General features: G+C 68.9%; 22 protein-coding genes. 5 read left to right on the top strand and 17 right to left on the bottom strand.

Features of this window, described 5'->3' with window-relative positions; translation table 11 throughout:
• Positions 1-31 precede the first annotated feature (31 nt).
• The 3 genes from QNO11_RS04665 to QNO11_RS04655 form a co-directional block, all read right to left on the bottom strand.
• On the bottom strand, positions 32-631 hold the full coding sequence (locus tag QNO11_RS04665; protein ID WP_257510182.1) for a histidine phosphatase family protein: 600 nt from the start codon (positions 629-631) through the stop codon (positions 32-34).
• A gap of 66 nt (positions 632-697) precedes the next feature.
• On the bottom strand, positions 698-1,732 hold the full coding sequence (locus tag QNO11_RS04660) for an aldo/keto reductase (protein WP_257510183.1): 1,035 nt from the start codon (positions 1,730-1,732) through the stop codon (positions 698-700).
• 253 nt (positions 1,733-1,985) lie between these two features.
• Positions 1,986-4,256, bottom strand: a complete 2,271-nt coding sequence (locus tag QNO11_RS04655; protein ID WP_257510184.1) for a polyribonucleotide nucleotidyltransferase — start codon at positions 4,254-4,256, stop codon at positions 1,986-1,988.
• A 310-nt stretch (positions 4,257-4,566) separates the two neighbouring features.
• Here QNO11_RS04655 and QNO11_RS04650 point away from each other — a divergent pair, with 310 nt between their 5' ends.
• On the top strand, positions 4,567-4,752 hold the full coding sequence (locus QNO11_RS04650; protein WP_257510185.1) for a DUF5302 domain-containing protein: 186 nt from the start codon (positions 4,567-4,569) through the stop codon (positions 4,750-4,752).
• Positions 4,753-4,782: 30 nt separating this feature from the next.
• Here QNO11_RS04650 and QNO11_RS04645 read toward each other — a convergent pair whose 3' ends face one another.
• The 3 genes from QNO11_RS04645 to QNO11_RS04635 form a co-directional block, all read right to left on the bottom strand.
• A complete protein-coding gene (locus tag QNO11_RS04645; protein ID WP_257510186.1) occupies positions 4,783-5,934 on the bottom strand; it encodes a N(5)-(carboxyethyl)ornithine synthase in 1,152 nt (383 codons plus the stop codon).
• A gap of 79 nt (positions 5,935-6,013) precedes the next feature.
• On the bottom strand, positions 6,014-6,676 hold the full coding sequence (locus QNO11_RS04640; RefSeq protein ID WP_257510187.1) for an FMN reductase: 663 nt from the start codon (positions 6,674-6,676) through the stop codon (positions 6,014-6,016).
• Positions 6,673-7,872, bottom strand: a complete 1,200-nt coding sequence (locus QNO11_RS04635; protein ID WP_257510216.1) for an LLM class flavin-dependent oxidoreductase — start codon at positions 7,870-7,872, stop codon at positions 6,673-6,675. Before QNO11_RS04635 ends, QNO11_RS04640 begins: the two co-directional genes overlap by 4 nt.
• 161 nt (positions 7,873-8,033) lie before the next feature.
• Here QNO11_RS04635 and QNO11_RS04630 point away from each other — a divergent pair, with 161 nt between their 5' ends.
• The gene (locus tag QNO11_RS04630; protein WP_257510188.1) at positions 8,034-9,224 is read left to right on the top strand and encodes an acyltransferase family protein; all 1,191 of its coding nucleotides are present in this window, start codon (positions 8,034-8,036) and stop codon (positions 9,222-9,224) included.
• 124 nt (positions 9,225-9,348) lie between these two features.
• Here QNO11_RS04630 and rpsO read toward each other — a convergent pair whose 3' ends face one another.
• Positions 9,349-9,618, bottom strand: coding sequence for a 30S ribosomal protein S15 (gene rpsO / locus QNO11_RS04625; protein WP_257510189.1), 270 nt, complete (start codon positions 9,616-9,618; stop codon positions 9,349-9,351).
• Positions 9,619-9,836: 218 nt separating this feature from the next.
• Here rpsO and QNO11_RS04620 point away from each other — a divergent pair, with 218 nt between their 5' ends.
• Positions 9,837-10,808 carry a DMT family transporter gene (locus QNO11_RS04620; RefSeq protein ID WP_374113827.1) on the top strand — a complete coding sequence of 324 codons (972 nt, stop codon included), beginning with the start codon at positions 9,837-9,839 and terminating at the stop codon, positions 10,806-10,808.
• Positions 10,809-10,837: 29 nt separating this feature from the next.
• Here QNO11_RS04620 and QNO11_RS04615 read toward each other — a convergent pair whose 3' ends face one another.
• The 4 genes from QNO11_RS04615 to QNO11_RS04600 form a co-directional block, all read right to left on the bottom strand.
• The gene (locus QNO11_RS04615) at positions 10,838-11,407 is read right to left on the bottom strand and encodes a YceI family protein (RefSeq protein WP_257510190.1); all 570 of its coding nucleotides are present in this window, start codon (positions 11,405-11,407) and stop codon (positions 10,838-10,840) included.
• Between the two features lie 122 nt (positions 11,408-11,529).
• Positions 11,530-12,582, bottom strand: a complete 1,053-nt coding sequence (locus QNO11_RS04610) for a DUF2776 family protein (RefSeq protein ID WP_257510191.1) — start codon at positions 12,580-12,582, stop codon at positions 11,530-11,532.
• Positions 12,583-12,737: 155 nt separating this feature from the next.
• Complete coding sequence (locus QNO11_RS04605; RefSeq protein ID WP_257510192.1) at positions 12,738-13,106, bottom strand: FKBP-type peptidyl-prolyl cis-trans isomerase; 369 nt, start codon at positions 13,104-13,106, stop codon at positions 12,738-12,740.
• Between the two features lie 166 nt (positions 13,107-13,272).
• Complete coding sequence (locus tag QNO11_RS04600; RefSeq protein ID WP_257510193.1) at positions 13,273-14,454, bottom strand: PrsW family intramembrane metalloprotease; 1,182 nt, start codon at positions 14,452-14,454, stop codon at positions 13,273-13,275.
• 54 nt (positions 14,455-14,508) lie between these two features.
• On the opposite strand from QNO11_RS04600, the gene QNO11_RS04595 reads away from it, so the two are divergent.
• Positions 14,509-15,375 (top strand): fumarylacetoacetate hydrolase family protein, encoded by an 867-nt coding sequence (locus QNO11_RS04595; RefSeq protein ID WP_257510194.1) that lies wholly within the window; start codon positions 14,509-14,511, stop codon positions 15,373-15,375.
• A 53-nt stretch (positions 15,376-15,428) separates the two neighbouring features.
• Here the strand turns inward: QNO11_RS04595 and QNO11_RS04590 are convergent, their stop codons facing one another.
• From QNO11_RS04590 to QNO11_RS04570, 5 genes are all read right to left on the bottom strand, one after another.
• A complete protein-coding gene (locus tag QNO11_RS04590; RefSeq protein WP_257510195.1) occupies positions 15,429-15,899 on the bottom strand; it encodes a serine incorporator domain-containing protein in 471 nt (156 codons plus the stop codon).
• Positions 15,900-15,979: 80 nt separating this feature from the next.
• Positions 15,980-17,443: an aspartate ammonia-lyase gene (locus QNO11_RS04585; protein WP_257510196.1), complete on the bottom strand. Its 1,464-nt coding sequence runs from the start codon at positions 17,441-17,443 to the stop codon at positions 15,980-15,982.
• Between the two features lie 86 nt (positions 17,444-17,529).
• Positions 17,530-18,435 (bottom strand): metallophosphoesterase, encoded by a 906-nt coding sequence (locus QNO11_RS04580; protein WP_257510197.1) that lies wholly within the window; start codon positions 18,433-18,435, stop codon positions 17,530-17,532.
• 50 nt (positions 18,436-18,485) lie between these two features.
• Positions 18,486-18,821: a peptidase gene (locus QNO11_RS04575; RefSeq protein ID WP_257510198.1), complete on the bottom strand. Its 336-nt coding sequence runs from the start codon at positions 18,819-18,821 to the stop codon at positions 18,486-18,488.
• A complete protein-coding gene (locus QNO11_RS04570; RefSeq protein WP_257510199.1) occupies positions 18,818-20,086 on the bottom strand; it encodes an inorganic phosphate transporter in 1,269 nt (422 codons plus the stop codon). Before QNO11_RS04570 ends, QNO11_RS04575 begins: the two co-directional genes overlap by 4 nt.
• Positions 20,087-20,280: 194 nt before the next feature.
• On the opposite strand from QNO11_RS04570, the gene QNO11_RS04565 reads away from it, so the two are divergent.
• On the top strand, positions 20,281-22,416 hold the full coding sequence (locus tag QNO11_RS04565; protein ID WP_257510200.1) for a S9 family peptidase: 2,136 nt from the start codon (positions 20,281-20,283) through the stop codon (positions 22,414-22,416).
• A gap of 144 nt (positions 22,417-22,560) precedes the next feature.
• On the opposite strand, the gene QNO11_RS04560 is transcribed toward QNO11_RS04565, so the two are convergent.
• The gene (locus QNO11_RS04560; protein ID WP_257510201.1) at positions 22,561-23,397 is read right to left on the bottom strand and encodes an endonuclease domain-containing protein; all 837 of its coding nucleotides are present in this window, start codon (positions 23,395-23,397) and stop codon (positions 22,561-22,563) included.
• Positions 23,398-23,440: the final 43 nt, after the last annotated feature.

Genomic DNA, 23,440 nt, shown 5'->3' with positions numbered 1-23,440 from the left:
ACCGGGAGGATGATTCCGCCGGCGTGTCGGGTCAGACCGGGGGCAGCTCCGGCAGACCGGTGCGCAGTTCCACCGGCAGGTGACCGAGGTCGTTGTGCGAGATGAGGGTCCACGGCCGTCCGGGGCGCTGCGCGACCACCGTGAGCCCGCAATGCGCCTGGTTCAGGGTGAGCCAGCGCCACTGCGGCATCTGCAGCACTTCGCGCACGAACCACGCGATGACGAAGTTATGGGTGATGATCAGCTCGTGCGCACCGGGCTTGCGGCGGAGGAACTCACCCACGGCGTCGGCCATCTGCGCGCTGCCCGCCTCGATCTCGGCCTCGGTGTACGCGCCGAAGAACGATTCGTACACCGCCGGGGTGTCGTCGGACATGCCGGTGGGGACGCAGTCGAACAGCAGCGCGTTGGGCCGCGGCGAGACTGCCGGCAGCCGGTCGGCGACGGCACGGGCGGTTTCGGCGGCCCGCTCGAGCGGCGAGTGCCACACCGCGGTCAGCGGCACGCCGGAGAGCCGGTCCGCCAATAGCGCCGCCTGCCGCTGGCCGCGCGGGGACAGCGGTCCGTCATCGATGCCGTGTTCGGCATCGAGATGCTCTCCGTGCCGCACGAGGTACAGATACTGCGTCACACTGGGCTCACTTCATCGGGGGTCCGTGCCGGGGCGCACCGCCCCAGCCTATGTCAAGGGCCCGGATCACCCGGCGGCGCGAGCAAGTTCTGCCAGCTGGCTACGGCCGAGTTTGACCCCGACGCCCTGCACCAGCTCCTCGACGTGGGTCGGCGAGTAGACGTTGACGATGGGCGCGACCACGGTCTTCTGTGCGAGCAGCCACGCCAGCGCCACCGCGGCATCCGATACGCCCAGTTCGGTGCCCAGCGCGTCGACCGCCCGCAGCATCCGGGTGCCGCGCCGGTTCATGCTTGCGGCCAGCTGTGCACCGCGCACCGAGGCTCCGGCGCGCGCCCGCGAGCGGTGACGCCCGGAGAGGAATCCGTGGGCCAGCGCCTGCGACGGGGTCACCGCGATGCCCTGGGCTCCGGCGACCAGGCGCAGGTCCCCCTCGAACTCGTCGCGACGCAGCAGGTTGTACGGCACATCGAGTGCGGTCACGCGCGGCAGGCCCGCCGATGACAGGATGCGTGCCTCGACCAGCTGGGGTGCGGTGAACCCGAAGACGCCGAGGGCGCGCACCTTGCCTGCTTCGATCAGCCACTCCACCGTCGCCAGCGCGTCCTCCAGCGCGGTGCCGCCGCCGTCGGCGTCGCCGTCGAGGTAGAGCATGTCGATGCGATCGGTGCGCAGTCGCGTAAGCGAGGATTCCACCGCGCGCACCAGGTTGACCGGTCCGAGTCCCGGGTGGTCGGGGTGGGCGCCGATCCGCACCGCGACGACGAGATCGTCGCGCAAACCGCGGGAGTGGATCCACTGCCCGATGATGTGCTCACTGCGACCGCTGGAGTGCGCGTCGGAGGTGTGCACGGCGTTTCCACCGAGCTCGACGTAGGCGTCGAGGATCGCGTGGCTGGATTCCAGGTCGACGTGCCACCCGAACTCGGCGCCGCCGACGATGAGCGGGAACACCGACAGCCCGGATTCGCCGAGCACGGTACGCACGCCCCGCCCCAGCGGCGGGCCCTGCACCGGGATCGGCGCTGAGGGATGGGGTGCGCGAGGCTCGCTGGCAAGGCGCGGCGATGCACTCGCCGAGCCGACGCTGAACAAACCCATGACGCACCCCCTCAGGCGATCCGCAGAGCGGATGCCGAGCCATTTTTTCCACGCCCCCGGCGCTTACCTCCGAGGCTAAGGCAGGCCACCGACACCACCGGCCATCGCCGTGCACGGAGAGTGAACTTTCCATAACGTTCTGGTCACGCCGTAGGCGGGGTGTCCACCGTTCGGGGGACAAACGGCGGATGCCCGCTCCCCACAAGGGGGAACGGGCATCCGGACGACGCGCTCGGTATCACCGAGCGGCGGTTCAGCTTTCGACCGTGACCTCGGCGTCGTCGGCGGGAGCAGCCTGCTCGGCGCCCTCCTCGACGACGGGCTCGAGGGACAGCTTGCCGCGATCGTCGATCTTCGTGATGCGCACGAGCAGCTTTTGCCCGACACCCAGCACGTCCTCGACGTTCTCGACACGCTTGCCACCGGCGAGCTTGCGCACCTCACTGATGTGCAGCAGACCGTCCTTGCCCGGAAGCAGCGAGATGAAGGCGCCGAAGGCGGCGAGCTTCACGACGGTGCCGAGGAACTGCTCGCCGACCTCAGGGTTGGTGGGGTTGGCGATCGCGTTCACCTGGGCACGGGCAGCCTCGGCCGCGGGGCCGTCGGTTGCGCCGATGTAGACGGTGCCGTCCTCCTCGATGGAGATCTGCGCGCCGGTCTCGTCCTGGATCGCGTTGATCGTCTTGCCCTTCGGGCCGATCAGCTCGCCGATCTTGTCGACCGGGATCTGCACGCTGATCACGCGCGGGGCGGTCGGGGCCATCTCGTCCGGACCGTCGATCGCAGCGTTGAGCACGTTCAGGATCGTCAGACGCGCGTCCTTGGCCTGCTGCAGCGCGGCCGAGAGCACCGACGACGGGATGCCGTCGAGCTTCGTGTCGAGCTGGATCGCCGTGACGAACTCGCTCGTGCCGGCGACCTTGAAGTCCATGTCACCGAGGGCGTCCTCGGCACCGAGGATGTCGGTCAGCGCCGCGTAGCGGGTCTGACCGTCGACCTGGTCGGTCACGAGCCCCATCGCGATACCGGCGACGGGAGCACGCAGCGGCACACCGGCGTTCAGCAGCGACAGCGTGGACGCACACACCGAACCCATCGACGTCGAGCCGTTGGAGCTCAGCGCCTCGGAGACCTGACGGATCGCGTACGGGAACTCCTCGCGGCTGGGCAGCACCGGCGCGAGGGCGCGCTCGGCGAGGAAGCCGTGCCCGATCTCGCGACGCTTCGGGCTGCCGACTCGGCCGGTCTCACCGGTCGAGTAGGGCGGGAAGTTGTAGTGGTGCATGTAGCGCTTGCTCGTCGTGGGCGACAGCGAGTCGATCTGCTGCTCCAGCTTGAGCATGTTCAGCGTGGTGACACCCAGGATCTGGGTCTCGCCGCGCTGGAAGATCGCCGAACCGTGCACGCGGGGGATGACCTGCACCTCCGCGTCGAGCGGACGGATGTCGGCAAGACCGCGGCCGTCCATGCGCACACCCTCGGCGAGGATGCGGCCACGAACGATGGCCTTGGTGACCGACTTGTACGCGGCCGAGAACTCCAGCGGAGCAGCTGCGGGCAGCTCGCCCGCCTCGGTCGCGGCGATCAGTTCCGCCTTGACGCGGTCCTTCAGCTCGTCGTCGGCGTTCTGACGCTCCTGCTTGTCGGCGATCTGGTAGATCGGGACGAGCGAGTCGTAGGCGCGACCGGCGACGAAGTCGTAGGTCTCCTGGCTGTAGGGCAGGAAGACCGGGAACTGCTTGATCTCCTTCGCGGCGGTGTTCGCCACGACGTTCTGCGCGGCGACGAGCTCCTTGATGAAGGGCTTCGAAGCCTCCAGACCCTGCGCGACGACCTCTTCGCTGGGCTTGGTGGCGCCGGCCTTGATGAGGTTCCAGCTGTTCTCGGTGGCCTCGGCCTCGACCATCATGATCGCGACGTCGCCGTCGGGCAGCACGCGGCCGGCGACGATGAGGTCGAACACGGCCTCTTCGAGCTGCTCGGCCTTGGGGAACGCGATCCACTGGTCGCCGTGCTCACCGTGACCGGGCATGAGCGCGAGACGGACACCGGCGATCGGGCCGGAGAACGGCAGGCCCGAGATCTGGGTCGACAGGGATGCCGCGTTGATCGCGAGTGCGTCGTAGAACTCGCCCGGGGCGATCGAGAGCACCGTGATGACGATCTGCACCTCATTGCGGAGGCCCTCGACGAACGAAGGACGCAGCGGGCGGTCGATGAGACGGCACACGAGGATCGCGTCGGTGGAGGGGCGACCCTCACGGCGGAAGAACGAGCCGGGGATCTTGCCCGCGGCATACGAACGCTCTTCGACATCGACGGTCAGCGGGAAGAAGTCGAAGCCCTCACGAGGGTGCTTGCCGGCGCTGGTGGCCGACAGGAGCATCGTCTCCTCGTCGAGGTAGGCGGCGACGGCGCCCTGCGCCTGCTGGGCGAGGCGGCCGGTTTCGAACCGGATGGTGCGGGTGCCGAAGCGTCCATTGTCGAGGACGGCTTCGGCGGCAGTGATTTCAGGACCTTCCAAGAGGTCTCTCCTTCTTTGTTTAGACTCGCACGCGCGTTTCGCGCACGAGATCGATCGAAGGAGCAGGAACAGGCAGATATGGGCGCGCGGATGATGATCCGCAAGGACCGCCTACGCTGGCCACCAGTCGAAGGTCACCGTCCGTCGGACGGGAACCCACCACAGGGGACCAGCTCTCTGCCCGGTCTGCTCCACAGCTCAGTATTCGATTGAGCGGATGCCACACGGGCACCCTGCACGAGCCTACCAGGCCGCCCTGTGCGCATACACGCCTGGTCCAGGGCGGGATTCCCGGCTTAGGGTGGAGCCCATGAGTACCCCTGACAAGACCCCCGACGCGGCATCCGAGGAGATGAAGCGCAAGTTCAAGGAGGCGCTGGACAAGAAGAACTCCCAGCACCGCAAGGGCGAGGCTCACCTCGACGCCGATTCCGCCGTGCACGACACGCACGGCCCCGCCTCGATGAAGCGCGAGTTCCGCCGCAAGAGCGGGTGACCCGCGACCCGCTAGCGGGGGTGACTCCCCCTAGCGGGGCTGGACGGCGTACGGCTTCTCGGTGAGCCGGTGCTGGAACTGAAGGATCGCAGGGTTGCGCACGTCGCCGCCGCTGACTTCGATCGCCCGCGAGATGGTCTCGTCCTGCGCCCACGCGTGCGGACCGGCCATCACGGTGGGAAGGAAGCCGAGCAGCGCTTCGCTGATCTCCCAGCTCGCGGAGTTCCACAGGTACGACGGGCTGTGGTCGACCGCGTAGTAGTTGACGTTGCCGCCGACGGTGAACATCGGGTCGGCGAAACCGGTCGGCCGCGCCCACTCGAAGCCCATGCCCTCGTCGCAGGACACGTCGACGATCAGGCTTCCGGCGCGGAACGCCGCGAGGTCCTCGGTCCGCAGGTACAGCAGCGGCCGGTTGGGATCCTGCAGCGTGCAGTTGACCACGATGTCGCTCTCCGCGAGGAAGGGCGCCAGCGGCAGCCGGCCCTCATCGGTGATGACTTCGCTCACGTACGGCCCGTCGTGGTCGAACTGGATGATCTGCGTGGCATGGATGGGCGCGGCCACCGACGCGGCCGCGCGGTTGGTGAGGACCCGCACGTCGTGCACGCCGTGCGCCCGCAGCGCTGTGACGGCGCCACGTGCGGTGGCGCCGAAGCCGATCACCACCGCCGTGAGCCGGCGCCCGTAGTCGCCGGTGGAGCCGCACAGCTGCAGGGCATGGAGCACCGAAGAGTACCCGGCGATCTCGTTGTTCATGTGGAACACGTGCAGCCCGAAGGTGCCGTCGCTGCCCCAGTGGTTCATCGCCTCGAACGCGATCACCGTGAGGGACTTGTCCAGCGCGAGCTGGGTCATGAGCTCGTCCTGCACCAGGTGCGGCCAGCCCCAGAGGATCTGGCCGTCACGCATCTGCCGCAGGTCGTCGTGCTGCGGCTTGGGCAGCAGCAGCACGTCCGCGGCTGCGAACAGCTCCGCACGGTCGAGCACGCCGCCCACGAGCGGGCGCAACTGATCGTCCGAGACGCCGAAACGCTCGCCGTAGCCCGTTTCCAGCAGCACATGCGGGCGCAGCTGGTCGGGGATGCGCTCCAGGTGGCCTGGATGCAGCGGCACCCGTCGCTCGTCCGGCTTGAGTGAAGCGCCGACGACACCGAGGGTGAGTGGATGCTGAGCGGTCATGGTCGTCCTCATCCCGTTGCGGGGGCCCGGTGGACTCCGTGCCCCGACGGTATCAGTGCACCGCGGACGCCGGGACCGGCTACTCCCCCGCCAGGCCGCCCAGCAGGTGCCCGAACGACCGACCCTCGCCCAGGTACTGCGCCGGGTCGAAGCTGTCCACCGCCACCGACGGCTCTCGGCGCGCGATCGCCGCGGCCAGTTCGCGCGCGCCGCGGTCGATGCGGGACGCCAGTGGCGCGACGTCGTCGGGATGGGCACCCCAGTCACTGGATGCCGCGAACACTCCCGTGGAGACGGGGGCGGCGTGCAGATACGCGAACAACGGCCGGATCGCGTAGTCGATCGCGAGCGAGTGCCTCGGCGTGCCGGCGTTCGCACCGATCAGCACCGGCATCCCGGTGAGCGCGTCGGGGTCGAGCACGTCGATGAACGACTTGAACAGCCCCGAGTAGCTCGTGGAGAAGATCGGCGTGACGGCGATGAGCGCGTCCGCGGAGATGACTGCGTTGACGACACGCTCCAGCGCCGGCGGCGCGAAACCGGTGAGCAGGTTGTTGGTGATGTCGTGCGCGTGATCGCGCAACTCGAACACGTCGACCTCCGCTGAGATGCCCTGCCCATCGGGACCCTGCTCCTGCGCGAGCGCGCGCACGGTGGCCGCGGCCAGCCGGTCGGCGAGCATGCGCGTCGAGGAGGGGTTGGACAGTCCCGCCGAGACGACGGCGATGCGACGCGCGGTCATCGCGCACCGTCGTTCAGGCCGAATGCCGCGCCTGCCGGCGCCGGGGCGTCCTGATAGGGCGAGGGTCCGCTGAGGTTGTCGCCGCGGTTGGCCCGGGGCCGCGCGGCACGCGGGGCGGCGTCGCCGTAAGCTGCGGCGACGCGGGCGGCGTGCGTCGGGGCGTCGGGCACCTCGGCGGGGCGGTGCTGCGCGAGTTCCTTGCGCAGCACCGGCACCACCTCGCCGCCGAGGAAGTCCAGCTGCTCCAGCACGGTCTTCAGCGGCAGCCCGGCATGGTCCATCAGGAACAGCTGACGCTGGTAGTCGCCGAACATGTCCCGCATCCCGGCGTACCGGTCGATGACCTGCTGCGGCGAGCCCACGGTGAGCGGGGTCATCTCACTGAAGTCCTCCAGCGACGGGCCGTGCCCGTAGACGGGGGCGTTGTCGAAATAGGGACGGAACTGCGCCACGGCATCCTGCGAGTTCTTCGCCATGAACGCCTGGCCGCCCAGCCCCACGATCGCCTGCTCGGGGGTGCCGTGACCGTAGTGCGCGTAGCGCTGCCGGTACAGGGCGATGAGCCGCTGATAGTGCTCGGCGGGCCAGAAGATGTTGTTGGCGAAGAACCCGTCACCGTAGTAGGCGGCCTGCTCGGCGATCTCGGGGGTGCGGATCGAGCCGTGCCACACGAACGGCGCCACACCGTCCAGCGGCCGCGGGGTGGAGGTGAAACCCTGCAGCGGGGTGCGGAATTCGCCTTCCCAGTCGACCACGTCCTCCCGCCACAGCTTGTGCAGCAGTGCGTAGTTCTCCACGGCCAGCGGCAGGCCCTGGCGGATGTCCTTGCCGAACCAGGGGTACACCGGTCCGGTGTTTCCGCGGCCGAGCATGAGGTCGGTGCGGCCGCCTGAGACGTGCTGCAGCATCGCGAAGTCCTCGGCGATCTTCACCGGGTCGTTCGTGGTGATCAGCGTGGTCGCCGTCGACAGGATGAGCCGTTCGGTGCGGGCGGCGATGTAGGCCAGCGTCGTGGTGGGCGACGAGGACCAGAACGGCGGGTTGTGGTGCTCGCCGAGCGCGAAGACGTCGAGGCCGACCTGCTCGGCGTGCTCGGCGATCGTGATCGTCGCGCGGATGCGCTCCGCCTCGCTCGGGGTCTGTCCCGTCGTCGGGTCCTGCGTGATGTCGCTGACGGTGAAGATGCCGAACTGCATCCCCGGCCAGGTGGGCGTCTGGTCCACGGTCGCTCTCCGATCCCGGATGCCACGGCATCCGTTTCTATGCAAATGAATGTATCCGGTGAAACGCGTGTCGCCTCAGGTTATTCCCGCACCCACGCAGAGCTCACCCACCCTGCGCGGGTAGGGTGGCGAGGATGAACGAGGCGGCACCGGCGGAACCGAACGCGGCTCGCGCTCCCCGGACAGGGGCGGTCGCGCGCCCCAAGCCGCGCGTGCCGTTCTGGGACAACGCGCGGTTCGCGTGCATCGTCCTGGTGGTGCTGGGCCACGCCGTGCAGCGGCTCACCTATGACTCCGACATCGCCCAGGCGGTGTACTTCCTCATCTACGCGTTCCACATGCCGGCGTTCGCGATCATCTCCGGGTATTTCTCCAAGTCGGGGACGCCCAACCAGCGGCAGATGGCGCGCGTGATCACCGACATCATCGTGCCCTACCTCATCTTCGAGGGGCTGTGGACGCTGACCAAGTGGCTCGTGGAGGGCTCGGCCAACCCCAACCCCACCGAACCGTCGTGGACCCTGTGGTTCCTGTTGGCGCTGGGGATCTTCCGGCTGATCCTGCCGTATCTGGCGCTGCTGAAGCGGCCGCTGCTGTGGACGCTGGCGATCTCGATCGGCGCCGGATACCTGACGAACCTCGACTCCACCTTCTCGCTGTCGCGCACCCTGGGCCTGCTGTTCTTCTTCACCCTCGGCTGGTGGCTGCGCGACCGCGACATCGTCGCCCGCTTCGACCTGCTGCGCTCACGGTCCTGGTGGGTCGTGCTCTGCGCCGCCGGGGTGCTCGCGGTCGCGGGCTGGGCGGCGTGGTTCTACATCGACACCTGGCTGGCGATGGACCTCGGCGGATGGCTGTTCTACGACGACGCCTACGCCGCGCTCGGTGCGAACACCTGGTGGGCGGGCGGCGTGCGCCTGGTGATCATGGCGATCGCCCTCATCCTCTCGGCCGCCTTCTTCACACTGCTACCGCGTCGCGACCGGTGGTGGACGCACTTCGGCCAGTACACGATGTACGTCTACCTGCTCCACTCGTTCGTGCTGTACCCGTTCCGCGAATCCGGTGTGATGCGCGCCCTCGACCCCACCTGGTTCTGGCTGCCGATGGTCACGGCGCTGTCGGTGGCCATCGCACTGGGGCTGGCGACCAAGCCGGTGCGCACGGTGTTCCGCCACCTCATCGAGCCGCGCCCGCAGTGGTTGTTCGCCGACCCGACCCTGGCCCGGCGCGAGGGCCGCGGCAGCGACCCGACCGGATCGCGGCGCACGCCCGAGCCGTCCCACCCGCGCGTGAACCCACCCCGCCGCAGCACGCAGCGCTGACGCGTCCGGTCGCCCGCACGGGTCGACGCTCGGAGACTCCGCGGCGCACGAACGACGAGGGCCGCCCCACACCGTGGGGCGGCCCTCAAGAAGTTTTGTGCGATTGAACGCTGGCTGCGATGCCTTAGCGGCGGAGCCCGAGACGCTCGATCAGCGTGCGGTAACGCGCGATGTCGATGTCCTGGAGGTAGCCGAGCAGACGACGGCGCTGACCGACGAGCAGGAACAGGCCACGACGCGAGTGGTGGTCGTGCTTGTGCTCCTTGAGGTGCTCGGTCAGGTCCTTGATGCGCTGCGTCAGCATCGCGACCTGCACCTCGGGGGATCCGGTGTCACCGGGGTGCGTCGCGTACTCTTCGATGATCGCCTTCTTGACTTCTGCTTCCAGTGCCATAGGTGATCCCCTCTCTCCTCGTTGCGCGGCGCCCGACGCCTGATGCGTGGGCTCTCTTTCTCCGCGGCCGATCGAACGGCAACCTGGAAAGTCTACCAGTCCCCTTCCCGCACAGGCGACCCACCTCCGACGTAGCCATCCGGCCGTTCGACGGCGGATTCCGGCCGTTGCATCCGCATCCCATGCCCGGCGTCTGCACCCGGCGTTAGAGTCACGGCGTGAACACCGCTCCCGTCCCGACCGCGACGCCGGAACCGTCAGTCGTCCCCGCTCCGGCGCCGCAGCCGGCGGCAGCCGTGCTCACCCTGCAGTTCGTCCTGACGGGCATCATCTGGGGCTCGAGCTTTCTGTTCATGAAGGTCGCGCTCGAGGGCGTCTCCCCCGCCCAGGTGGTGTGGTCGCGCCTCGTGCTGGGCGCGCTGACCCTCGGTCTGTTCGTCGTGCTGCGGCGCGACCGGCTGCCGCGCAGCATCCGCATCTGGGGGCACATGACCGTGCTCGCGCTGTCGTTCTGCGTCGTGCCGTTCCTGCTGTTCTCGTGGGCGCAGCAGTTCGTCACGTCGGGGCTGGCGAGCATCTACAACGCCACGACGCCGATCATGACCGCGGTCATGGCATGGGCGGTGTTCCGCGTCGAGAAGCTCAAGCCCGCCCAGATCGCCGGCATCCTCATCGGCGTGGCCGGGGTGATGGTGATCATCGCGCCGTGGCAGGGCCTGGATCTTTCCCAGAGCCTCGTCGCGCAGCTCGCGATCCTCGGGGCGACCGCATGCTACGGCTTCAGCCTCGCCTACATGCGGCGGTTCGTGTCGGACTCGGGCATGAGCGCCCTGATGTTCTCGTTCCTCAACATCGGCATCGCCGCACTGGTCATACTGCTGCTCACCCCGGTCATCGCGCTGACCCCGGTGCGGCTGGATGTCTGGATCGTCCTCAGCCTCATCACGCTGGGGTGCCTGGGCACGGGCGTCGCCTACATCTGGAACCAGAACGTGCTGCGCGCATGGGGGCCCACGCGCGCCTCGACGGTCACCTACATCACTCCGGTCGTGGGAGTGATGCTGGGAATCGTGCTGCTGGGCGAGACGCTCAGCTGGAACGAACCCGTCGGTGCGCTGCTGGTGTTCCTCGGCATCCTGCTCGCGCAGAATCGCCTGCGACGAAATCGACGGCGGGCGGATGCCGCGTGAGCTGAGCTCCGCGGCATCCACCCGAAGCGTCAGGCCTGCAGTGCGCCCTGCAGGTCGAGCGTGATGGCGACGTCCTTGCCGACCAGCACGCCGCCGGTCTCGAGGGCGGCGTTCCAGTTGAGACCGAAGTCCTCGCGGTTGATGACCGACTTCGCCGTCGCGCCCGCCTTGTAGTTGCCCCACGGGTCGACGCCGAAGCCGCCGAACTCGAGTTCGAAGGTCGCGGGCTTGGTGATGCCGCGGATGGTGAGGTCGCCGTCGACGAGGAAGTCGCCGTTGTCCAGGCGCACGCCGGTGGAGACGAAGGTGAGTGTGGGATGGGTCTCGGCGTCGAAGAACTCGGCGGAGCGCAGGTGCGCGTCGCGGCCTTCGTCCTTCGTGTTGATCGAAGCGACGTCAGCGGTTGCCTCGACGCGGGCTTCGAGAGGGTTCTCGGGCGCGTAGATCGTGCCGCTCTTGACGTCGAACGTGCCGCGCACCTTCGAGATCATCATGTGGCGCACGCTGAAGGACACCTCGCTGTGCGAGGGGTCGAGCACCCAGGTGCCGGGCTTGTAGCCGGAGATCTCGGTCGGGGCAGCGCTCGTAGCTTCGGTCATGTCGTCCTCCAAATCGGGCCGGGGGATCCGGCGCACTGTGGAGACAACGCGCTCGAGCACGGTGTATTCCCGTGAATGTAAATCGGGTATCGAGGCGCCGTCGCCCCGATGCGGAGATCCGCTCAGGACTTCTGTGACGTCCCCGCCTCAAGGATGGACACGATGGAGAACAGCGTGAAACAGACCGCGCCGAGCCCCGTGAGAACGCGCGCCGGGATGAAGAAGGATGCGTCGGTGATCGCCGCTTCGGCGAGGAATGCGGCGAAGAACAGGCAGAGCAAGCACGTGAACACCGGGATGAGCGGCACCCGGTTCGCCAGCGGGAATCGGCGCCGCCACACCGATGCGAGCAGGAAGACCTTCGAGATGATGCTGAAGCAGATCATGCCCAGACCCAGCAGAACGCAGCCCGGTGCGATGCGTTCGGGTCGATCCGACCCCAAGAGCACGAACAAGCCCCAGATCACCGTCGCCGAGCCCATGACTGCGACCCACAGCGTCCAGTACCAGCGCTCGGTTTCATCGAACTGATTGCGCACCTGGCGCACCACCGTGGCCACGAGCGAGATCAGGCTCGAGCAGATCGCCGCCAGCCCCAGCATGACGTGCCCCGCGACATAGTGATCTGGTTGCGCAGCCCCAGTCAGGAGCACCACCGCCCACACCCCGGCGACCAGCGCGGCCACAGCAGGCACACCGATCAGCACCGCAGCCGCGGGCTTCGCGTACGCACCTGCGGGCACGCCGTCCTCGTGACGTCCCGCGGAGTTCTGGGAGATCAGCGTGAACGCGCTCGATGCCGTCGCGACGGTCGATACGCACGCGGCGATGAGTCCGACGCCGAACACCACATGACCTGCCACGAACGAGTCCGCAGCCGTGCCCGTCGCGCGGATCCACAGCCCCCATGCCATGGTCGCCACGGCGACGCCGTACCCGATGGCCGGAAGGATGTACCGCCACGCGGGCGCGAAGGTCCCCGTGATCTGGCGGATGATCATCGCCGCCGTGGTGAACAGGGCGATGCAGATCGCGGTGAGTGCGATGAGCACGTGACCGGCGACGAAGTGGCCGGCATCCGTGCCACCGCCGAGGACATACAGCCCGAATCCCAGACACACGGCCCCCATGAGGAGGGGGATCGCCCGGAACAGGATGCTGATGCCGTAGTTCATGGTGACCACTCCCTGACGGACCCGTCGGCGTGACGGCGGGCGTAGCAGGAACGGTATCCGCGGACCGTCGGGTTCTCAAGGTCCGAGGGCGGCGTCCGCTGCGAACGCCGGAGGGGCGGATGCCGCAGCATCCGCCCCTCCGTGAGTGCGTCGTGTCAGCCGACCGCGATGAGGTCGATGATGAACACCAGGGTCTTGCCCCCGAGGAAATGACCGCCGGCGGGGCCGTAGGCCAGGTGCGGCGGGATCACGAGCTCGCGGCGGCCGCCGACCTTCATGCCGGGGATGCCGTCCTGCCAGCCCTGGATCAGGCCGCGGAGCGGAAACTGGATGCTCTCGCCGCGGCTCCACGACGAGTCGAACTCTTCACCGGTGTCGTATTCGACGCCGGCGTAGTGGACCGTCACGGTGTCGCCGGGCTTGGCCTCGGCACCGTCGCCCACGATGATGTCGCGGATGACGAGTTCGGAGGGGGCGGGCCCGGTCGGAGCGTCGAATTCGGGCTTGGTGCGGTTGTCAGTCATGGTTCCATCAAACCCGAGCCGCCCGGTGCGGTCAACGCGAGCGCCATCCTTGACACCCCGCGGCGGGCGAGAGGATGATGGGAGTTAATCAACTCAGCGCTCGGGAGTCACGCAGGCATCGCCGCGGCACCGAGCGCTGAGTTGTAGATCCGGGTCATGTCCCCCGTTACTGCCCGAACACCGCAGCTCGGGCCGCGACCGCCCGCGCCAGGAAGATGCGTTCATCCTCTGCCGCGTTCGCGTCCCGGCCGGACAGTGCGCGCTGTCGGGCGGCGGCGAGCGCGGTGGCATCCGCGATGAATGCCTTCATCGCACCGGCGCGTCCACCGGGCAGCGTGCGGGCCCACGCCATCGCGCGGCGCCGGCCGGCACCGGTGGCGAGCATGGCGACCTCACCCTTGCTGAACCAGCCGGCTGCGGCGTACTCCCCCAGCCGCGCCTCGGTGAGCCGTGCCTCTTCCCGCAGCAGCAGCAGCACCCCCACGATGAACAGCGCGAACAGCGGCACCTGCAGCGACACGTACAGCGAGAAGAAGTTGGCGAAGACGGCCGACCCGTTCCACAGTGCGTGCAGCACCGCCGCACCGAGCATGCCCACCAGCCACGCCCGCATCACACGCCCCACCGGCGCGCCGTCTCGGGCGACCCGGCCCAGCGCGTATCCGGTGACGGCGGTGAACATGACGTGGGCGAAGGGCGAGAGGATGCCGCGGAGGAAGAAGGTCACGGTCGTCTCGGCCACACCGCCTTCGATGAGGCTCGTGGCGAAGTAGAGGATGTTCTCGGTGAATGCGAACCCGGCGCCCACCAGCGCGCCGTACACGACGCCGTCTATGGGACCGTCGAACGCCCGACGCCCCACGACGAAGATGATCAGGAGCCCGAGCCCCTTGGCCAGCTCCTCCACGATGGGAGCCTGGATGACCGACGAGAACGCATCGCGCGCGGCCGACCCGTCGTCGCCGATGACGAGTGTCAGCACCAGATCGATCGCCAGGGTGATCACGACCGCCGCGATCGCCCCCCACGCCACGGCGAGGGCGACCAGCGACCGTGGCTCCGGCTCCCACCGGTCGGCGATGCGCACCGCCAAGAGCACCCCGACGAACGGCACGAGGGCCAGCAGCATGCCGATCAATGAGGCCGCGGCGCCGAGGAAGGTCAGCAGATATGCCGCCAGCGCCACCAGCAGCACGACGAGCACGCCCGCGATCCAGATCGGCGCGGTGCGTCCCTTCCGCGGCGGGACCGGCAGCACCGGCGGCGATGCCGGAGCGGGGGCGATGATCGCTGGGCGACCGGGGTGCGGCTGGGACAGCGCGGAGGTGTACGACACGAGCTTCAGCATATGGCTGCCCATTCGCGGCGAATTCACCACCCGCGATCCCGATAGCCTGAACGGATGCGCTTTGCCCACGTGAGCACTGCCGCGGGCAGCCCTCCCCGACTGGCCGTCATCCGCGACGATCACGCCCTCGTCGCCGAAAACCTCTTCCCCGGCGCGCCACACCGCCTGGCGCAGCTCATCGACGGGGGTGACGAGCTGCTCGCGCGGGTGCGCGAGGCCAGCGAAACCGCCACCGGGTGGCATCCGCTGTCCGCGGTGTCGTTCGCGTCGGCCGTGCTCGATCCCCCCGTGGTGCTCGCGATCGGGTTGAACTACGCCGCGCACTCCAGCGAACTGGGGCTGAAGGCCGACACCGCCCCCACGGTGTTCGTGCTGTGGCCGAATTCGCTGGCCGCCCACGAGGCCACCACGAGCTGGCCGCGTTCGCTCAGCGAATCCGTCGACTACGAGGCCGAGCTGGGTGTCATCATCGGGCGTCCCGCGAAGAACGTCGCCGTCGACGACGCGCTGGACCACGTCTGGGGCTACACCGTCGTCAACGACATCACCGCCCGGGACATCCAGTTCTCCGAAGCGCAGTGGTCGCGGTGCAAGTCCTTCGACGGCTTCACCCCCACGGGGCCCTTCGTGGTGACCGCAGACGAGATCGCCGACCCGCAGGACCTGCACATCTGGGCGATCGTGGACGGTCAGACGGTGCAGGATGCCACGACGGGCCAGATGATCCGATCGGTGGCCACCCTGGTGTCGCACCTGTCGTCATCGGCCACGCTGCTGCCGGGCACCCTCATCTCCACGGGCAGCCCGGGCGGTGCCGGCTACTCCCGCGACCCGCAGATCTTCCTGCGCGACCGGTCCACCGTCACCGTCGGCATCGACGGGATCGGCTCACTGACCACGCACTGCCGCATCAACGACTGACCCCCGCGTGCCGGAGCACGCGGGGGTCAGTCGATGTGATGGTCAGTCGATGGTCAGTTGCAGTCGATGATCTGCCCGTTGCTGAGCTGCCATTCGCCGGGGCCGAGCTCGGCGCACGCGCTGATGAGCGGGAACAGGGTGGAGAAGAACACGATGCCGACGATGATGCCGATGACCATCAGCACGATGCTGACGATGATCGCGGCCAGCGCCCAGCCGTTCTTGACGCCGGCCTTCTTGCTCTGCACGAACGCGACGATGCCGAGGATCAGGCCCAGCAGCGCGAAGAAGAACGACGCGACGAACGCGACGATGCCGAGCGTCTTGCCGGGGACCGGCGCGTCCGGAGCGCCGTAAGGGGCCGGTGCACCGTAAGGGGCCTGGGTACCCGCGGGCGCGTTGGGGTCGTATGCCGGCGCGGCGCCGTACGCGGGCGGTGCCGACGGGGCGCTGGGCGGCTGGTAGGTGGGCTCGCCGCCGGCGGGCGGGGCCGCGGGCGGGGTGGGGTTCTGCGGGTCGGACATGTCTGCTCCTCGATACGCGGGCCTGTCCCGGTTCACTCCGACGCTAGTGGGCGGGGTCCGCGCACGACAAAGCGGTGCGCTCAGCGCTCAACCGTGATATCGGGGCTGGGCACGATCGGGATGGCGGCGGTGATCGCCTCCAGCCCCGACAGGCGCGCCGGGGACAGCTGCTTGTCGACGTCCTCGCGACTCATGAGCCCCGCCTCCACGACGAGATCGCCCACGTTGTGGCCGGTCAGCAGCGCGGCCTTGGCCAGCGCGGCGGACGCCGCGTACCCGAGGAACGGCGTGAGCGCGGTGATGACCCCCACCGAGGCCCCCACCATCGCACCCAATCGTTCCCGGTTGGCGGTGATGCCGTCGACGCAGTTCACCCGCAGGGTGCGCATCGCACGCCGCATCCAGGTGATCGATTGGAACAGCGAATGCGCGATGATCGGCTCGAACGCGTTCAGCTGCAGCTGTCCCCCCTCCACCGCCATCGTGATGGTGAGGTCGGCACCGGCGACGGCGAAGGCGACCTGGTTGACGACCTCCGGGATGACCGGGTTGACCTTTCCGGGCATGATGCTGGACCCCGCCTGGCGCGGCGGCAGGTTGATCTCCCCGAAGCCGGCCTGCGGGCCGCTGGAGAGCAGCCGCAGGTCGTTGCTGATCTTCGACAGCTTGATCGCGTTGCGCTTGAGGGAGGAGGAGAACGACATGAACGAGCCGGTGTCGCTGGTCGACTCGACGAGGTCGACGGCGGTCTCCAGGTCCAGACCGGTGATCCCGCGCAGATGGCGGCACACCGCGGCGGCGTACTCGTGGTGGGTCGTGATGCCGGTGCCGATCGCGGTCGCGCCCATGTTGATCTCGTAGAGCAGCGACGCGTTCTCGTTCAACCGCGAGTAGTCCTCGCCCAGGGTGGTCGCGAACCCGTGGAACTCCTGCCCGAGCGTCATCGGCACGGCATCCTGCAACTGGGTGCGCCCCACCTTGAGCACGTCATGGAATTCCACGGCCTTGGCCAGGAACGACTGCCGCAGCAGGTCCAGCTCCTCCAGCAGCGTGCGCAGATCCAGCCCCAGGCCCACCTTGATGGCGGTGGGGTAGACGTCGTTGGTCGACTGGCTGCGGTTGGTGTGGTCGATCGGCGAGAGGTAGTCGTAGTCGCCCTTGGGACGACCGGCCAGCTCCAGCGCGATGTTGGTGATGACCTCGTTCGCGTTCATGTTGGTCGACGTCCCGGCGCCGCCCTGCACGACGCCGACGACGAACTGGTCGTGGAACTCGCCCTCGATCACCAGCTGCGATGCGCGGTCGATCAGATCGGCCCGTTCGGCGTCGAGCACGCCGATCTCGAGGTTGGCTCGGGCGGATGCCTGCTTGACCATCGCCAGCGCGCAGACCAGATCCCGGTAGACCGAGATCGGCCGTTGCGAGATCGGGAAGTTCTCCAGGGCCCGTGCGGTGTGGATCCCCCAGTACGCGTCGCCGGGGATCTGCAACGACCCCAGCGAATCGGTCTCGGTACGGGTGGTCGGGGTGTGGTGCAGTGGCATGGCGCGTCCTTGTGGGGTGCTCACAGCGTCGTGAGGGCGATGCGTTCAGCCTACCCGCGCACGCGGCATGCCACCGGCCGACGGGGTCAGCGCGCGGGCTTGCGGGAGAACACCTCGAGGCGCTGTTCGGGCGTCAGCCGGGACATCTCGGCCACCCACTCCGCGGAGAAGAAGTCACCCGTCGGCGCGTCGACCACCGGCACGACGGCGTGGGTCACGCTGTCCTCGTAGACGTGCACGAGGTGGAACGATTGCCCGGCATCCATGCCGTTGACCTCCACCGGCGGGCGCTGCAGGTTCATCGTGTAACAGGTGGCGGCGGCCACGCTGACCGGGACGCCCGCGAACGTGCCGTGGGTGGAGTAGTGCAGGTGACCGGCGAGGATGCCGCGCACGTCGGTGCCCGCGATCACGTCGGCGAGGGCGTCCTGATGGCGCAGTTCCAGGATGTCGAACAGCGGGATGTGGCTCGGCAGCGGCGGGTGGTGCAGCGCCAGCAGCGTCCCCAGCGGTGCCGGCTCGCGCAGGATGCCGCGCAGCCACTCCAGCTGGGCGGGGTCGAGGTCGCCGTGGTGCCAGCCGGGCACGCTCGTGTCCAGGGCGATCAGTCGCAGACCGCCGAGGTCCCACACGCCGGTGACCGGCTCTTCGGAGGCTTCCAGCCCCAGAAGGTCGCGTCGCAGTTCGGGCCGCTCGTCGTGGTTGCCCGCCACCCACACGACCGGCGCGCCCAGCCGTGCCGCGACCGGTTCGACGGCCGCCCGCAGGGCGCGGTAGGCCTCCGGCTCGCCGAGATCGGTGAGGTCCCCGGTGAACACCAGGGCGTCGGGGCGGATGCCGAGCCGCTCCACGGCCGCGAGGGTCTCGGTCAGGTTCGCCAGGACGTCGAACCGCCCGCCGAGCCTGCCGTCGCCGCCGAGCAGGTGCGTGTCGCTGAGATGCACCAGGACACGACGGGCCGGCGGATGGCTGCCGAACTGCGGGGGCTCCATGCGGCTGAGTCTAGGCGAGGCCGGAGACGCTCCTTGCCGGGGGAACGGCCTCAGTGGCCGAAGACGATGAGCATGAGAGCGCCCAGCACGGCCAGTGCGGAGACCGCGAACGACGCGAATGCCCCCAGCAGCGCGAGCTGCTTCTGCGCGTCGCTCAGCGGGCTGCGCGAGGCTGCCTTCGCTGCGGCCTTGGCGCCGCGGCGTGCCTGCTTCTCGGTGATGACCGTGATGGCGTCGGTGAACTCCGCAGGAGTCACGACGGGAGCCCGTCCCGAGCGGACGAGCAGCCGCAGCCCGATGGCGTAGAAGGTGACGACCACCACGGAACCCACCAGCGCCGCAGCGAACACCTGGACGAAGGCGAGCCAGTCGATTGCGACGGTCATTTGCCGGCCTCCCCACTGTCGGTGCTCACGTGAGCGGCCGCGGCATCCGTCTTCGCCTGGGCATCGGCATGCAGGCGCGTGCGCTGACGGCGAGTGGGCGGCGGATTGCGCTTGACCTTGACGGCGCGGCCGGACTCGGCGACGTCGCTCATCGCGTTGGCGGAGGTCACTTCGTCGCGGCGTGAGCGGATGAAGATCGCCAGCACGATGACGGCGGCGATCGCCGCACCCACCAGCACCCCGATGACCTGTCCCAGCCACACGACCAGGAGAGCTGCGAGCGCGCCGACGATGCCCGCTGCGGGCAAGGTCAGCAGCCAGCCGATCATGATGCGGCCGGCGGTGCGCCAACGCACCTTGGAGCCGCGTCGTCCCAGCCCGGAGCCGATGACCGACCCGGAGGCGACCTGGGTGGTCGACAGGGCGAACCCGAGCGCGCTGGAGGCGAGGATCGTCGAGGCGGTGGATGCCTCGGCTGCGAACCCCTGCGCCGGCTTGACGTCGGTGAGGCCCTTGCCGAGGGTACGGATGATGCGCCAGCCGCCCATGTACGTTCCCAGCGCGATGGTCACCGCGCACGCGATGACGACCCACAGCTGCGGCTCGTGGTGGGCACTGGACTGCCAGCCGACGGTGATCAGCGCGAGCGTGATGACGCCCATGGTCTTCTGCGCGTCGTTGGTGCCGTGCGCGAGCGCGACGAGCGACGACGTGAAGATCTGGCCCCAGCGGAACCCGTCGCGGCCGTCCGGCTTGGAGTCGTAGCGGCGGGTGAGGGCGTAGGCCAGCTTGGTGACGGTGAAGGCGATGATGCCGGCGGTGAGCGGGGCGATGAGCGCCGGCAGCACGACCTTCGACAGCACCACGCCCATGTCGATGGCCGACGCGCTGGCACCGACCAGGGTGGCTCCGATGAGCCCGCCGAACAGGGCGTGCGACGAGCTGGAGGGAAGACCCAGCAGCCAGGTGAGCATGTTCCACGTGATCGCGCCGATCAGCCCGGCGAAGATGATCGCCGGGAAGATGGCCGCCGAGATCTCGTCTTCGCGGATGATGCCGCCGGAGATGGTCTTGGCGACCTCGGTGGACAGGAACGCGCCCACGAGATTGAGCACGGCCGCGAGGAGGACGGCGGTTTTCGGCTTCAGCGCACCGGTGGCGATGGGTGTCGCCATCGCGTTGGCGGTGTCGTGGAAACCGTTGGTGAAGTCGAAGAACAGTGCCAGTACGATGACCAGCACGACGATGAGGGCTGCGGTTTCCACCGTTCGCTTTCCGTCAGGAGATGTGTGGAGGGTGCCGACGATATCGGCGTGCGAACGAACAGTTCAGCGGGGATTCATGCTCCGTTTACCGAGCCGAGAAAATCCTCGCACATCCGCAAGCGCGTCGTGAACCGTTCCCACAGGTTCAGCCCGGACACACAGGCGCGCGCCCGCCGTGCGGCTAGCGTGGTGGGGTGACCGTCACCGCGCAGACGCCCCAGGCCTCCCCAGCTCCTCCCGTCGCCCCGCAGCGCCCCATCACCCGGACGCATCACGGCGACGCCGTGACCGACCCGTACGAGTGGCTGCGCGCGAAGGACGACATCGAAGTCACCGCGCACCTGGAGGCGGAGAACGCATACACGGCCGCGCGAACGGCGCATTTGGAGCCGCTGCGCGAGCGCATCTTCCAGGAGATCAAGGGCCGCACGCTCGAGACCGACCTGTCCGTACCCACCCGCCGCGGCCAGTGGTGGTATTACGGTCGCACCGTGGCAGGCAGCCAGTACGGCATCCAGTGCCGCGCTCCGCTTGCCTCCCCCGAGGACTGGACTCCCCCGGTGCTGTCTCCCGATGTCGCCGTCCCCGGGGAACAGGTGCTGCTGGACGGCAACGTCGAAGCCGAGGGGCACGAGTTCTTCTCGCTGGGAAGCTTCGAGGTCAGCAACGACGGCAACGTGCTGCTGTACGGCGTGGATGTCGAGGGCGACGAACGCTACACGGTGCGCGTGCGAGACCTGCGGACCGGGCAGATGCTGCCCGACGAGATCCCCGGCACCTTCGCCGGGGCGACGTTCTCCCCCGACGGCCGGTTCATCGTCTACACGACCGTCGACGATGCCTGGCGGCCGGACACGGTGTGGCTGCACGAGCTGGGAACGCCGGTGTCCGAGGACGCGAAGCTGTTCCACGAACCGGACGAGCGGTACTGGGTGGGCGCAGGCTTCACCCACAGCGAGCGGTTCCTGATGATCGAGCTCGGCTCGTCGATCACCTCCGAGGAGTGGCTGCTGGATGCCGACGACCTGCGCGGCACACCCCGCGTGGTGTGGCCGCGTCGGGAGGGAATCGAGTACGACTCCGAGCATGCCGTCGTCGACGGCCAGGACGTGCTGTACCTCCTGCACAACGACGGCGCGCTCGACTTCGAACTCGTGCGCGTTGCGGCATCCGACCCCTCCGGCGCCCGCGAGACGATCATCGCCCACGAGCCGGGCCGTCGCCTGCTGGGCGTGTCGACCTTCCGCGACTGGGCGGTCGTCGGCTACCGCCGCGACGGGGTGGAGCGGCTGGGCATGCTCGACTACGCCACCGGCGGCGTGGACGAACTCGCCTTCGACGAGCCGCTGTACAGCGTGGGACTGTCGGGGAACCCGGAGTGGGCTCCTCCCCTGCTGCGGCTGGGCTACGGCTCGTTCGTCACGCCGGGCACCGTCTACGACTACGTCGTGGCCACCGGCGAGCTGCTGCTGCGCAAGCGCCAGCCGGTACTGGGCGGCTACGACGCGGCGGACTACGCCCAGGAGCGGGTGTGGGCCACCGCGCAGGACGGCACGCAGGTGCCGGTGTCGCTGGTGTGGAAGCGCTCGTTCGGCGCCCCGGATGCCGGTGACCCCCGGCCGCTGCACCTGTACGGCTACGGGTCGTACGAGCACTCGATCGACCCCGGGTTCTCGGTCGCGCGCCTGTCGCTGCTTGATCGCGGCGTGGTCTTCGCTGTCGCCCATGTGCGCGGCGGCGGTGAGATGGGCCGGCAGTGGTACGAAGACGGCAAGATGCTGCACAAGCGCAACACCTTCACCGACTTCGTCGACGCCGCCCGCCACCTCGTCGAGGCGGGGTACACCTCGCCGGACCGGATGGTCGCCGAGGGCGGCTCCGCGGGTGGGCTGTTGATGGGCGCCGTGGCGAACCTCGCCCCTGATCTGTTCGCCGGCGTGCTGGCGGAGGTGCCGTTCGTGGATGCCCTGACGACGATCCTCGACCCGTCGCTGCCGCTGACGGTCATCGAGTGGGACGAGTGGGGCGACCCCCTGCACGACCCCGAGGTGTACGCGTACATGAAGTCGTACACGCCGTACGAGAACGTGCGCGAGGGCGTGAGGTATCCCCGGATCCTGGCCGTCACCTCACTCAACGACACGCGCGTGATGTACGTGGAGCCGGCGAAATGGGTCGCGCGGCTGCGCGAGGTGGGCGCGGACGCGCTGCTGAAGTGCGAGATGGTCGCCGGTCACGGCGGGGTCTCGGGTCGCTACAACTCGTGGAAGGAACGTGCCTTCGAGCTCGCGTGGCTCCTGGACGTGCTGGGCCTCGCCGCCGCCGAGTGAGTATTCGCGCTGTCGAGTGAGTATTCGCCGGCGCGCAGCGGCATCCGTCGCCTGATTCTCCCGACAACAGGAGATCTCACCGTTACAGGACGATCCTGCTAATTTCGTCCTGTGCCGGTGAGTTCTCCTGTGCCGGGGAGACGGTCAGCGGTGCAGGCCCTGTGCGATGGCGGCCGAGATGACGGCGATGACCTGCTCGGGCTGGAACAGCACCTGGTAGTAGTCGAAGCGCAGCACGGTGTAGCCCAGCAACACGAGCCGCGCATCGGCCGCGAGGTCGCGGCGGCGGTCGCGCCCCTGATGGTGGGCGAAGCCGTCGATCTGCACGACGAGGTGCTCCCCGATCAATCCGTCGACCGGGTGCCCGTCGATCCACACCTGCTGGCGCACGGCGACACCGATCGAGCGCATCAGCAGCACGAACCGGGTCTCGACGCCGGAGTCGGACAGGTCGGATGCCGCAGCCGCGATCGCCCGCGCCGCCTCACCGCGCCACTGGATGCGGGCGAGCACGGCGGGCTGGACCGACTTCTGCCGGATCGCCGACTCCCAGACGCAGAGCGCTTCGGCCATCGGCAGACAGCGGGCGACCTGGAACAGCACGTTCACCAGCGGATCGACCAGGGAGGCCTTGCCGACCGGCGCCGGCCCTTGCGCCCAGTGCAGGTGCACGCCCTCGGCAGTGACCCGGGAGGCCGTCGGCGCCACCGCGATGTGGATGCCCTCGTGCGACGGCGTCCAGAGGTTCGCGCGTGCTGCGGCAGTCACGCAGGTGAGGCGGCCGCCCGCTTCCGCCGCACGCCGCACGTCGGGTGTGCAGTCGCCGGCGACCAGCCAGCTGCGTCGTACGCGCGCCACGGCGCCCCGCTGCACCGCGACGCGGATCGCGTGCGTGGAGAATCCGGCGGCCTTCAGCGCGGTGGAATGGGCGCCGCCACCCTGAGCCGCCAGCCAGTGGGTGAGTTCGGTCGTCGAGCGCATGCCGTCATGATGGTCCGCTGGGCGGCGCGCGTGGCCGCGGTCG

Source organism: Microbacterium sp. zg-B96 (genome assembly GCF_030246865.1).
Lineage (GTDB): Bacteria > Actinomycetota > Actinomycetes > Actinomycetales > Microbacteriaceae > Microbacterium.
Note: the sequence above shows the minus strand (reverse complement) of the source record. Positions and strands in the feature narration are given on the sequence as shown.